At 47.0% G+C, this 12,068-nt stretch carries 12 protein-coding genes; 7 read left to right on the top strand and 5 right to left on the bottom strand.

Annotated elements, in window-relative coordinates:
- Positions 1–73 precede the first annotated feature (73 nt).
- On the top strand, positions 74–1,894 hold the full coding sequence (gene thiC, locus M3629_RS26250; RefSeq protein ID WP_251511606.1) for a phosphomethylpyrimidine synthase ThiC: 1,821 nt from the start codon (positions 74–76) through the stop codon (positions 1,892–1,894).
- Positions 1,895–2,578: 684 nt separating this feature from the next.
- Here the strand turns inward: thiC and M3629_RS26245 are convergent.
- From M3629_RS26245 to M3629_RS26225, 5 genes are all read right to left on the bottom strand, one after another.
- Complete coding sequence (locus M3629_RS26245) at positions 2,579–3,022, bottom strand: hypothetical protein (RefSeq protein WP_251511604.1); 444 nt, start codon at positions 3,020–3,022, stop codon at positions 2,579–2,581.
- 104 nt (positions 3,023–3,126) lie between these two features.
- Complete coding sequence (locus tag M3629_RS26240) at positions 3,127–3,801, bottom strand: aspartate/glutamate racemase family protein (RefSeq protein ID WP_251511601.1); 675 nt, start codon at positions 3,799–3,801, stop codon at positions 3,127–3,129.
- Between the two features lie 138 nt (positions 3,802–3,939).
- Positions 3,940–4,107 (bottom strand): hypothetical protein, encoded by a 168-nt coding sequence (locus M3629_RS26235; RefSeq protein ID WP_161557043.1) that lies wholly within the window; start codon positions 4,105–4,107, stop codon positions 3,940–3,942.
- A 497-nt stretch (positions 4,108–4,604) separates the two neighbouring features.
- Positions 4,605–5,447 (bottom strand): zinc ribbon domain-containing protein, encoded by an 843-nt coding sequence (locus tag M3629_RS26230; protein ID WP_251511598.1) that lies wholly within the window; start codon positions 5,445–5,447, stop codon positions 4,605–4,607.
- An 81-nt stretch (positions 5,448–5,528) separates the two neighbouring features.
- Positions 5,529–6,479, bottom strand: a complete 951-nt coding sequence (locus M3629_RS26225; RefSeq protein ID WP_251511595.1) for a helix-turn-helix transcriptional regulator — start codon at positions 6,477–6,479, stop codon at positions 5,529–5,531.
- A 304-nt stretch (positions 6,480–6,783) separates the two neighbouring features.
- Between M3629_RS26225 and M3629_RS26220 the strand changes: the two genes are divergently transcribed.
- The 6 genes from M3629_RS26220 (at position 6,784) to M3629_RS26195 (ending at position 11,970) form a co-directional block, all read left to right on the top strand.
- Positions 6,784–7,482 carry a response regulator transcription factor gene (locus tag M3629_RS26220; RefSeq protein ID WP_090924565.1) on the top strand — a complete coding sequence of 233 codons (699 nt, stop codon included), beginning with the start codon at positions 6,784–6,786 and terminating at the stop codon, positions 7,480–7,482.
- Positions 7,475–8,581 (top strand): HAMP domain-containing sensor histidine kinase, encoded by a 1,107-nt coding sequence (locus M3629_RS26215; protein WP_251511592.1) that lies wholly within the window; start codon positions 7,475–7,477, stop codon positions 8,579–8,581. Before M3629_RS26220 ends, M3629_RS26215 begins: the two co-directional genes overlap by 8 nt.
- A gap of 79 nt (positions 8,582–8,660) precedes the next feature.
- Positions 8,661–9,530: a M15 family metallopeptidase gene (locus M3629_RS26210; RefSeq protein ID WP_251511589.1), complete on the top strand. Its 870-nt coding sequence runs from the start codon at positions 8,661–8,663 to the stop codon at positions 9,528–9,530.
- A gap of 96 nt (positions 9,531–9,626) precedes the next feature.
- Entirely contained in the window at positions 9,627–10,268 is a 642-nt protein-coding gene (locus tag M3629_RS26205) for a VanZ family protein (protein ID WP_251511587.1), read from the top strand.
- 967 nt (positions 10,269–11,235) lie between these two features.
- Positions 11,236–11,643 carry a hypothetical protein gene (locus M3629_RS26200; protein WP_251511585.1) on the top strand — a complete coding sequence of 136 codons (408 nt, stop codon included), beginning with the start codon at positions 11,236–11,238 and terminating at the stop codon, positions 11,641–11,643.
- A 12-nt stretch (positions 11,644–11,655) separates the two neighbouring features.
- Complete coding sequence (locus M3629_RS26195; RefSeq protein WP_251511582.1) at positions 11,656–11,970, top strand: hypothetical protein; 315 nt, start codon at positions 11,656–11,658, stop codon at positions 11,968–11,970.
- Positions 11,971–12,068 lie beyond the last annotated feature (98 nt).

Raw genomic sequence — 12,068 nt, 5'->3', positions numbered from 1 at the left:
GGTGTGTTAGTCAAAGCTGTCACATTGGTGGACGGTATGGGCAAAAGAAGATCACAGAGGAGGAACAGGAGACATGAGTACACATAAGCAAACGGGGCAACAGACGGGAATAGAGGAAACAGGGCGCGATGGTCATCCGGTGGAAAAGAAAATCGGAGCGGCTGAAGGGGTTCAACCCTTCCCGGGCAGCCGCAAAGTCTACATTCAGGGCTCACGACCGGACATTGCTGTACCGGAGCGTGAAATTGCCCTTCATGATACGAATACTCCCCAAGGAGTGGAGTATAATGAGCCGCTGCGTGTCTACGATACGAGCGGCCCGATGACCGATCCCGAATTCCAGATGGATATTCGGAAAGGGTTACCTGCGCTCCGGAATCACTGGATCATGGAGCGCGGCGACGTTGAAGAGTATGAGGGGCGAGCGGTGAAGCCGGAGGATAACGGACTGAAGGCGGGAGGACGGAGAGCCGGGGCAGAGGAGTACCCGGGATTCCGCGGGCAACCTTTACGTGCTCAGGCTGGACGGTGTGTCACGCAGATGCATTATGCGCGGCAGGGCGTGATTACGCCCGAGATGGAGTATGCAGCTATACGTGAAGGCGTAGAGCCTGAATTCGTGCGACAGGAGCTTGCGAGTGGCCGGGCGATTCTTCCATCCAACATCAATCACCCGGAGAGTGAGCCGATGCTGATTGGGCGTCATTTTCACGTGAAGATCAATGCCAACATAGGCAACTCGGCCGTATCTTCTTCCATAGAGGAAGAGGTGGAGAAGATGACCTGGGCTGTGCGCTGGGGATCGGATACCGTGATGGATCTCTCCACAGGCAAAGACATTCATACGACACGGGAATGGATCATCCGTAACTCTCCCGTGCCGATTGGTACGGTGCCGCTCTATCAGGCGCTGGAGAAGGTAAATGGCGAGGCGGAGGCCCTCACTTGGGAGTTGTACCGGGATACGCTGATTGAACAGGCGGAGCAGGGTGTGGATTATTTTACGATTCATGCGGGCGTGCTACTGCGTTATATTCCGATGACGGCGAAACGGATGACGGGTATTGTGTCGAGAGGCGGCTCGATTATGGCGGCGTGGTGCCTGGCACATCATCAGGAGAACTTTTTGTACACCCATTTTGAAGAAATCTGTGAGATTATGAAAAGGTATGACGTAGCATTCTCGCTTGGGGATGGACTGCGTCCGGGCAGCATTTACGATGCCAACGACGAAGCACAGATGGCGGAGCTCGCCACACTTGGGGAATTAACGCAGATTGCATGGAAGCATGATGTGCAAGTGATGATTGAAGGGCCGGGGCATGTGCCGATGCACAAGATCAAAGAGAATGTGGATTTGCAGATGAAGATCTGCCAGGAAGCGCCGTTTTATACGCTCGGGCCACTAACCACAGACATCGCACCGGGATATGATCATATTACGTCTGCGATTGGGGCTGCGATGATTGGCTGGTTTGGTACGTCTATGCTCTGCTATGTCACTCCAAAGGAGCATCTGGGGCTTCCGAACAAGGATGATGTACGTGAAGGGGTTATCGCTTATAAAATAGCTGCTCATGCCGCAGACCTAGCCAAAGGCCACCCACGCGCTCAGCGCCGGGATGATGCACTGTCGAAGGCACGCTTCGAGTTCCGCTGGAGAGATCAGTTTAACCTGTCACTTGACCCGGAACGAGCGCTATCCTACCACGATGAGACCCTACCCGCAGAAGGGGCGAAGGAAGCACATTTCTGCTCCATGTGCGGACCGAAGTTCTGCAGTATGCGCATCACGCAGGACATCCGTGCCTTTGCCGCAGATCGCGGCCTGAACGATGATGAAGCAGTAGCCGCCGGGATGCAGGCGAAGGCTGAGGAGTATCGGGCAAGGTAAATGCTAGGACGTGTCTTTAAACCACTAAAGTTCATCTTTGACCCTTTTGCGTCAGTTTCCCTTGACGTGTTTGTGGGAAACTTTCTGGTTTGAAACGAATGTTTGGAAAAATAGAGTTCCTTCAGCGTTTTCAGACACGTCATAATCCATTTTGTTCCATATAAGATACAAGATACCAGCGATTGCAAGCAATAAGCCATCGGAAAGTCTTAGATTACCTGCATGTAGGAAAGCCGAACATCCCATACCTATGATGAACAAGATCAGAATATATAGAAACTTCATTTATTAATCACCTCATATCTGAATATTAAGGTGTTAGGTAGTTCCACAATCTGTACAGAAAATAATCTTGATTCTAACGATCTCCACAAACCTTATTTTGGTGCTGTTGCCGCGAAAAAAATTCTAACGATCCCCAGCGAAGCTATTTCGCTGAAATTAGCCGAAAAAGGGGTGATTCGCTGCTAAAAACCTAAAATAAGGTTTCTCATGATCGTTAGAATTCTATTGGGGCTGAAATGGGGCGAATAACGTTCGCTCAGATCGTTAGCGATAAGAAGGAACGATCTGATCCTCCTGCGATTATCTTTTGATTGTATGAATCCTCTACGATTTTATAAATCCCTTATCACTATGAATGTGGCCATATCAGTCACCATTAACTCATGAATCGTATCATGGTTACTCGTAATATCCTTTTGCATACACGGCTGCGGTTGAGAAGCAGAGATGTTTCATTTCATCCTGTTGATTTTCAGGCGGCATCTCCAGGAACCACGGCTCCTTCATATCCTCTCGGGTCATGGGTACCGGACGCCATAGAATCAAGCCGATCTCATCGAACTGGAAACTGCATCCGAGCTCTGGGTCTTCACGGTCGTATGGTGCAATCGCATCCAATTGAGGGATCAGAACGTCAGCCTCGGTGCCGAGCAGATCGAGTTCTCCCAGCATACATTTAAACTCATCACTCTCATAAAACTCAATAAAATGTGCTTTGCCTTGGGCATCATACTCCACGTTGGGATCAAAGCTGAAGGCTTCCGTTTGTTCTACTTGATTCTGTGTCATGCCCAGCCGGATATCCCCGATGGATTGACCTGGTTCTACAGCGAGATGTTTCATGGTTACATTCCCTCCAAAATAAAAAGTCTACACAGTTGTGGCTGACCACCCTTGTCATGAAGCAGGGTACTGCGTACTAGAAACTGCAATCAGTGCGAAAATGCTTATACTTTCTTCGTGATACCGATATCCCGCTCCAGATTCGCGCCTAATAATGAAAGCGGCGTATAGATGGTCATACTTGTATCGGAAGATGCCTGCTCAGCGGCAGGAGCCATAGAGAGCTGAGCAGCGACAAGACAAGTATCCTTGCGTTCAAGAGCAAGCTGCTGCAATGCTTCTTCTAACGCGGTGATGTAGCCTTCCTGGTCACCTCGCATGATCATGTCGAACAGACCGGGCAGTAGCACGGATTCAAGCTCAGGCTTGTCCTTGTCTGCCAAGTGCCGATCCAGATACGCGCGATATCGAGCCATTGTAGGTTCTACGGTGGCGGGGTTGGTGAACGCGAGCAAATATCGCTTCGGATGGGTTAACATCATGGCAAGCAGTGAATCGTCAATACCCGTTACCCTAATCGGTAACGGTTGTATTTGTTCCAGTACGGCAGCGAACAAGGTGCATGTCACAAGAATGGCGTCAGCGTGACAGCGGCTCATCCATTGCAATGTCTGATTTACTTTTTCCCGAACAAGCGCACTATTGAAATGCTCATCATGCTTGAGCCGATCAAGACCGGGGTCTACATAGTGAACCAGTTCGATATTATAGGAAGTCAGGGCTTGTTCAATCAACCTGATATTGGAGTGATGCGCGTGGAAACAGGCAATGGTGCTCATAGGCAATCCCCTTTATGTAGAGTGACTACAAGACGCGCCTGGATCACACAATGAGCGTGAACCATCGGTAAGAAACTTCGCGTCTGTAATGTCACCTTTTACACGTAGTATAGGGAGTAGCCGGAAAGATGTAAAGCGTTATCTCATGTTCATGGATACGTTCTTTTTCGCCATTTTTTGCTGTAAAATTTCATGGAAGGATAAGCCTTGAGTGTTCTCATTTTCCTTTTTCGGAGCAGCAGTCGCCGTGTTGCGTGGATATTGGTGGTGATACGGGATCATTTGCTGAATAGGCATGCGGATCATCTTGGTTCCTCCTTATATGCATGGTGGACATGCATCGTTTGTAAAATATGTATTTCACTATGAGTTATGTCGGGTATAAAAAGTAAATTCATCCTGTACACGCATATAGGTACATAGGACTTGTTACATGAAATGGTTCATATGAAGCCGGAATTCCGACTCGGATGTTGTGATTTTACCCGGTATTCAGAAGATGTAAACGGTTTTAGGGAGATTCAGGAATAAAGAACCTGATATAAAAGGCGAGGTATGGGAACGTGGTATCGGTTGTTATGCGAAAGGTCCTAATTTTAAGGAAGTCAATGGTGCTTGCCTCTAAGACATATGTCCAAGTGACTAGGTATGGTATATGCTAACTAACTTGGTTCTATGGTCGGGGTATATTGATCGAAAAATGTCAAAAAAGCTGCCAAGACCACTTGGCAGCTACAGGTTTCCTCATTGATTCTCTCTTTAAATTCTTTTCTGAAGAGAGGTATCCGTTCGTATTACTTCCGTTACCTACGTTCGTTTACCGCAATATATACATCCACCTGCGTGCGTTCCGGGTCTAAACTCCGCTCATCGTAGTACTCAAAATCGCCTGTGAATGTGCGGTCACTCTGATGGCTCCATGTCCACACTGCACCCCACACTTCACTAACTACCTCGACCATTGGTCCAGTTCTTGAAGTAAACACTGCATAGGTAGCAGGCGGTAACTGTACCTCGTCGAAACCTTCAGGTAGTCGTTCTTCCTCGCCGATTTCATGTCCGATCAAAATGGTATATTCACCGGCAATGCCATCCGCGTAATCCGTGTAACAGCCATAGCGTGCAGCCTCAGTAGCCGGAATGTGTTCGGAGGCAAAATAACGGCCCCACAACGCACCGATGCTGCCTTGACCGCTCATCTCAATTGCGTTGGTTGTACGTGCGGACAATCCGGCTAAGCGTTTGCCTGGAAGGGTGACATAGCGAACAGGCTCCTTGGTCAGCAGAGCGTCGTTCACCGCAGAAGCAAAGTCAGATGATGGTGGTCCAGCATGAGTAGGTGCATGAGCTACAGTCGCTGTCCCGTCCTCGCCGCTTTTTACATTTGCAGCTTTCCGCCAGCGTTTCAAAAAAGGTAGTTGGTTGCGTAGCATCGAGCGGGCTGATTCCTCGTCCATGCCTTCTTCTTTGAGAATAGCGGTGCACATCTCGATCATGCCTTCTAGCGTCATGCCTGGTTGTTCGAATTTGCCATCCTTGTAACAATAAATGCAGTATTCGCGGGTTTGGCTGTCGGTCAACTCAGTGCCGAATTGATCGGTACTTGTGAGTGGCATTCCACAGCTTTGACATACGGTAACGTTCATGATTCATTCCTCCTCGGTTATATGTACAACTTCAACCTGAACATAGTTGAAGTATACGGGGAGGAACTGGACAGCTGTCTGTCAGGTTTGAGCTGAGGTTTTATAATTTTGCACAATCTGCTCAGCCATCCGGCATACATTGTCCCGAATATGCAGAGGTTCCAGCACCTCAACGTCCGCACCAAAACCGAGAATAAAGCCATATAGCCAGTTATCCTCTGGGAAAGCGATCTGGCTAATATAATACCCGTTCCCGTCAGGCAGTACATTCTCAATCCCAAACCATTCTTCCGCGAGATGACGGGCACGGGCATGGAATTTCAGCGTGAGTCCAATGTGATTGTTCGGACGGCTCCATTCCTGCTGCCACGGCCGGTCCTGAAGGTTGATGGATTGACGCTCAAAATGTTGTTCGGCTAGCACAACCTCTTTCATGCGCACCAGCTTGAACATGCGGAATTCATTCCGTTCGTGGCAAAAGGCATACAGATACCACGCGTGCCTTTTCAGCACAAGGGTATGTGGATCAACCGTACGGCAGGTCTCTGCACCTTCGGCGCTGCAATAGGCAAAATGAATGCATTGAAGTTGATCGATTCCCTGATCGATGACCTTTAATTTCTGTTGCAGTGCTTCAGGGTGTGTCCACGTTGAATAATCGACGATGAATCGATGCGTACTGGCCTGAAAATCTTCATTTTTGGCTTCCGGCACGATACTGCTCAGCTTCTCTACCAATAACTCACGCGCAGTATTCGTATGAGTGGTTGAGATGCTACGCAGCGCCGTGACGATGGAAGCGAGATCCTTGTCGGTTAACAGATTGCGATCCAGCCGGTAACCTTCTGCCAGTCCGATGCCACCGCTCGCGCCCTGATAGGTCACCACCGGAATTCCAGCTTGGCCTAATGTGTCGATGTCTCGATAAATCGTACGAATGGATACTTCAAACATCTCGGCCAAGTCTTTGGCCTGTAATCGCCTACGATTAATGAGCAGTACCACAATGGCTAATAAACGCTCCAGTTTCATAGCTGCCTCATCCTTTCCTTTATGGGTCTATATAAATGGAATATTTCTTTTACACTTGAACGGAGAGGACAGAAAAAACCTGGAGAAGCGAAGCGCTCGCCTTTATCACCGGATTTTCTCTGTAGAAAAGGGAATCAAAAAAATCTGGGGATAACAGCGATCGGAGGGTTAGTCTGTCATCGGAGTGGACTGTGTAAAACTTGTTCTGCTTATATAACATTGCTTTCAATTGTGTATGTGGGAGTTATCTGTTAGATTCATAGGTATTATATGCTCAGCATCCCATATAGGAGTGAAATAAGCAATGAAGCGAATTACGATTCTGATTGCGGACGATGAAATAGAGATCGCCGATCTGGTTGCTTTACATTTACAAAAAGAAGGCTATCATACCGTCAAGGCATCTGACGGACAGTCAGCACTACAGGCCGTTCAGACACATGCCATCGATCTGGCGGTTCTGGACATTATGATGCCGGGTATGGACGGGTATGAGGTGACCCGGAAAATCCGGGAACAGCATCATTTTCCAATCATTTTCCTGAGTGCGAAAACGTCGGACATGGATAAAATTACAGGACTCGTGATGGGTGCCGATGATTATATGACCAAGCCATTTAATCCGATGGAGCTTGTGGCTCGCGTGAACTCTCAGCTACGGCGTGCTTTGCAGTTCAGCCAGTCCACAGCTACGGCGCAGCGTTCTGTTTTGGAAAAAGGTGGACTTGTTATTGTCCCCGACCAACACAGCGTAACGCTTTACGGCAAACCGCTGGAGTTAACACCGAAGGAATTTGATATTCTAGTGCTACTTGCCAGCAATCCCAAACAGGTATTCAGCACAGAAATCATTTTTGAAAAGGTATGGGGCGAGGCTTATTTCGAGAGCGGTAATACCGTCATGGTACATATTCGAACCCTGCGCAAGAAACTCGGAGAAGATGTGAACAAGAACAAATTCATCAAAACGATCTGGGGTGTGGGGTACACGTTCAATGACTAAACGGAGAAGTTTTCGCACAACGATGATTATGCTGCTCGGTCTAAGCATGCTGGCTTCTGGCGTCGTCACGTTTATCGTCTATAAGCTGTTGCAGATGTACTACGCAGGCGTGAGGCGGGAAGATCCGCTGGCGGAATATCGGAATATCATGAGAAGTATTGGCGATTTATATGTCTTTATGCTGCTCTTCATCCCGCTTGCGATTTTATTTTTCTACTTGTTTACCAGACGTTACGTTACGTATTTCAAAGAGATTTCCGCGGGCATTAATCACTTGGCTAACGGGGATTTCGATCATCAGGTACAGATTGTGGCCAAAGACGAATTAGGTACGATTGCGGAAAGCGTCAATATGGCGAGCCAGAAGCTGCGAGAGGCTGTGAAACGAGGGGATTTTGCCGAGAACAGCAAAGACCAGCTCATCGTAAACCTTGCGCATGATCTGCGCACACCGCTGACCTCCGTACTGGGATATCTGGATTTGCTGATGAAGGATGAGCAGTTGACAGAGGAACAGGCGCGGCATTTCATCGCGATTGCGTTCACCAAGTCCCAGCGGCTTGAGAAGCTAATTGATGATCTGTTTGAGATTACACGAATGAACTACGGCATGTTACCTGTACGCAAAACGAGACTGGACCTGAGCGAGCTGTTGAAGCAGATGAATGAGGAACTTTATCCTGTTTTTGAAAAAAATAATCTGGTCACCCGTTTACATATCGATAACGATCTTACCGTATCCGGAGATGGGGAGCTGCTTGCCCGTGTGTTCGAGAATCTGCTAATCAACGCTGCGCGGCATGGCAAGGACGGCATGTACGTAGACATCAAGGGGCTTCGCGATAGAGGCCAGGTTGTCATTCAGGTGACGAACTATGGTGGACATATTCATGCCGATGATCTGCCGCACATCTTCGACATGTATTACACCGGAGATCGGGCGCGGACCGTGCAAGAGGGAGGTACGGGTCTTGGGCTATTTATCGCACGTAATATCGTGGAGCAGCATGAAGGTGTAATATCGGCTGTAAGTGATGTGGTGCACACGATGTTCGAGGTTCGTCTGCCTGTTTTCCAGCAGGTTTCTCAAGAAACTTAAGAAAAATTTAAACATTGCCCTGCGTTTTCTTTAAATTGTTTTGTCTATCCTTGAATCATGAGAGGAAGGAGGAACAATCATGAAAAAGTGGGGCTTTCTGATATGCATTATTTTGATTGGATATATCGTAACGCAATCAACAGCAGCTTTGCCGCAGAAAGAAGAGTTGCCGATTGTTATTTTGGACACCGATGAGAAATACACGGGGTACCGGGAAGCTGCGACACAAGAAATGAAACAGCAAATACATAAAGGCAGCCTGGTCTTAGTTAATTCAGAGCATCCGATACATCCGGAAGGTGTTCGCTCCGATATTGTACATATAGCTGACGAGGAAGACCTGCTTCAAGGCTATGGCATCATGGATCAGACGTTGATGTTGTCTCGCGAGGTCACAGCAAAATTTCAGAAGATGGTTGAAGCTGCCAGTAAAGAGGGAGTGCGCTATTTTCTGATGAGTAGCGGGTACAGAGATTTTGAGAAGCAGGACGAGCTGTATCGGCAAAAGGGTTCAGACTACGCGTTGCCTGCGGGTTACAGCGAGCACAATCTGGGGTTATCGCTAGATATAGGTTCCAGTCTTGCTCCCATGAGTGAGGCTCCTGAGGGAGCATGGCTGGAGAAAAACGCGTGGAAATACGGTTTTATTTTGCGATATCCCAAGGATAAAGTGAACGTGACAGGCATCCAGTATGAACCCTGGCATTTCAGATATGTTGGCATGCCGCACAGTGCGGTGATGTACAAGAATCAGATGGTCTTGGAAGAGTATCTGGAGATGTTAAGAGAAAAAAAAGACGTTAGCGTTGATCTGGGCGGCATTACATATGATATCCATTATTATCAAGTGTCGAAGGGTGCGAAAGTTTATCTGCCAGAGAATGATGCCTATGACATCTCCGGTGATAATATGCAAGGAGTTATTGTTACGGTTGATAAATCCTCTTGATGATTGGGTTCTGAACGGGAGTTACAAGTGAAACAACATTCTATACAAGGTCAGTAAATGTATCACAGGCGGCCTGATGGAGGGGGGAGAGACAGCATGAGACAGAACAAGCCGAACGAGCAGGTTAGACAACAGGGTCAAAAAAACGATAAAAAAATCAAACTTTTTGATGACAACCAGCGTCATAAGAATCATAGTCATTATCGCAATGAGATAAAGCCCAATCCACTTCGAATCCTCTGGATTGCCCTATTCGTAATTTATCTTTATTTGCTGACCAAACTGATTTTATTTAAAGGAGGACCCGTGGATGCAGGACTGGTATGGGACAGACTCATGGCGCTCCTGCGTCAGCCGGATCTGATCCATACACGTACTGTAAATCTGACGCCGTTTCAGGAGATCAAACGAGACTGGCATAGTCTCTCCATTCATCACCGGCCAGGAACAGCCATTCATTTGGTAGGCAATATTCTTGCATTTGTACCGTTCGGTGTATGGATGACGGGTTTCGTACGCCATTCTTTTTTCGCCGGAATTCATGTACTGTTTCTATCCTTTCTACTTAGTTTGGGATATGAAGTGACACAGTTGCTGACAGGGATGGGTATCTTTGATGTGGATGATCTTATGCTGAATACACTTGGCGGAATGATCGGATATGTGTTGTATATCGTGTTACTGATATTGAACAGGCTATTCACTGGGGGAAGATCGAGAGTAGTGGTGAATAATTAAGCGACTGACGACGAGAATCACAGGAGATTAACTCTGAGAATCACAATGAGAATCCTAGGAGAGTAATTAAGCGAAAGAGTGATCGTGATAACTGTGGGAGAGAAGCCCGTGTTTCGTGGCCTGCCTAAGGAGGGATTACACTGATTATTATCGCTGTGCTGTTGATTAGTGCGGGGTTTATGTTTCTGGTTTATCCGCAGAGTACAACAGGTGCCACAGATCAGCAAATCAAGGATCGTCGTTTTCTATCGAGGTGGATAGGAGCAACTTTGATCGTCATGTCGTGTTTATTTCTGATGATGGGAACCATGCAACTGTTCGATCAATCCTCACATTATATTGGACATTAAGCGAATCTCCTTATGAACGCACAGTTGTAGCGATGCGTGAGAGTGAGTTTTTTTATAAAGGCACAGAGGTGGCGGGGAGTTTGCAACCCTCGCAACCCCTAACCCCCGCAACCCCTAAATCTAACCCTTTAGATTTCAGTGTTTTGTCCCCTCACGGCGCTAACGATCATGACAGACCTTATTTGGCTGATTTTGCCGAGTTATAAATTCTAACGATCACCAGAAACGCTATTTTCTCAATTTTAGCTGAAATCGGGATAGATCGGGGAGGATTTACTTCAATAGCGTTCCTACGGATCGTTAGAATTTCACAAGGCCTATTTGGCGCCCAATAAGGCTCCACATGATCGTTAGAGTCGTTAGCATTTTGGCTGACGGTGTCATTGACATTGATTTCTTAACTTCAGAAACGTTCCTGCGACGGATACAATTTTGCTTCGTTCGCCAGCGGGGATTTTCACCTGAAAGTTACACTCTAGAGCATTGATTTGAGTAGTTTTAAGCGGAGCATTTTGTGATACTTCTTCATCGTTGTAGTGGAGAGACATCTAATGAGATAAAGAAAAGACGATTCACCTATTACCTGTTTGCTCACTATACTTGGAGGATGGCTCGCTTTGATTGTGTTAGCTAAACAGCTTGCCGGACGAATGAGAGCGCTGATCGCTATCGAAAGTGAGATCGCAGACGCAACACATAGACAAGAAGAGGAACAGGCCATACGAGCGTTGGAAAAGGAGAGATCCACACAGATTCGTAGCTTCACGCGTGATGAATTATTGGTTATCAAAACGGTTATGAATATTGGCCGATGCGAAAGAGGGTATCGTTATTATGCCAACTCAGAGCATCCAGATTATTATGAGATCATTCACCTGCCCATTGAGTTGAACGAGCATGAGTTGATGCAGAAGTATTCATATTATCTGGTACATAAAACTGAACACGAGCTTGCAGATAGAATTGAGTATTATACGGCTGTTTCTGAACAACTGAAGGAAGGTATGGCTATTCTGAAACTCTAGGAGGCAGATCGAATGATTATGAAAATTTCGTATTACACTCCTGACGGTTTCTATTATTATGTCCCTGACCAGTATGCAGAGCAGATCGAAGCGTGGAGAAATGAATTTTCTGATTTTCTGCAAAGCATTGAAGATAAACATCCGTTCACTCAATATATGGAATCGATTAATTTCGATGATGAACTGGAATATGGGGTGTTTATTCGCAGTTACGGCGGGGATGACTTTGTGGATTGGATCAACGTCGAAAAGTTGAAAAGCAGGGGAATCTATCGTATACCTGAACCGCTGGATGATTCAGAGGTGGGAATCAGGATCGATTTTTGAACAGATTGCAGCAGGAAAGTATCAAAAGCAAAGGAAAATGAATACAACAAAGCAAAAATGACTAACGAAAAGCAACAACATTAAACCCGAGTCCCGTC

It is taken from the genome of Paenibacillus polysaccharolyticus (assembly GCF_023714295.1).
GTDB classification, from domain to species: domain Bacteria; phylum Bacillota; class Bacilli; order Paenibacillales; family Paenibacillaceae; genus Paenibacillus; species Paenibacillus polysaccharolyticus_A.
Note: the sequence above shows the minus strand (reverse complement) of the source record. Positions and strands in the feature narration are given on the sequence as shown.

Excerpts from the sequence above, each read along its gene's own strand:
- thiC (WP_251511606.1), top strand. The coding sequence starts at position 74 with ATGAGTACACATAAGCAAACGGGGCAACAGACGGGAATAGAGGAAACA.
- M3629_RS26245 (WP_251511604.1), bottom strand. The coding sequence starts at position 3,022 with ATGAAACATCTCGCTGTAGAACCAGGTCAATCCATCGGGGATATCCGG.
- M3629_RS26240 (WP_251511601.1), bottom strand. The coding sequence starts at position 3,801 with ATGAGCACCATTGCCTGTTTCCACGCGCATCACTCCAATATCAGGTTG.
- M3629_RS26235 (WP_161557043.1), bottom strand. The coding sequence starts at position 4,107 with ATGATCCGCATGCCTATTCAGCAAATGATCCCGTATCACCACCAATAT.
- M3629_RS26230 (WP_251511598.1), bottom strand. The coding sequence starts at position 5,447 with ATGAACGTTACCGTATGTCAAAGCTGTGGAATGCCACTCACAAGTACC.
- M3629_RS26225 (WP_251511595.1), bottom strand. The coding sequence starts at position 6,479 with ATGAAACTGGAGCGTTTATTAGCCATTGTGGTACTGCTCATTAATCGT.
- M3629_RS26220 (WP_090924565.1), top strand. The coding sequence starts at position 6,784 with ATGAAGCGAATTACGATTCTGATTGCGGACGATGAAATAGAGATCGCC.
- M3629_RS26215 (WP_251511592.1), top strand. The coding sequence starts at position 7,475 with ATGACTAAACGGAGAAGTTTTCGCACAACGATGATTATGCTGCTCGGT.
- M3629_RS26210 (WP_251511589.1), top strand. The coding sequence starts at position 8,661 with ATGAAAAAGTGGGGCTTTCTGATATGCATTATTTTGATTGGATATATC.
- M3629_RS26205 (WP_251511587.1), top strand. The coding sequence starts at position 9,627 with ATGAGACAGAACAAGCCGAACGAGCAGGTTAGACAACAGGGTCAAAAA.
- M3629_RS26195 (WP_251511582.1), top strand. The coding sequence starts at position 11,656 with ATGATTATGAAAATTTCGTATTACACTCCTGACGGTTTCTATTATTAT.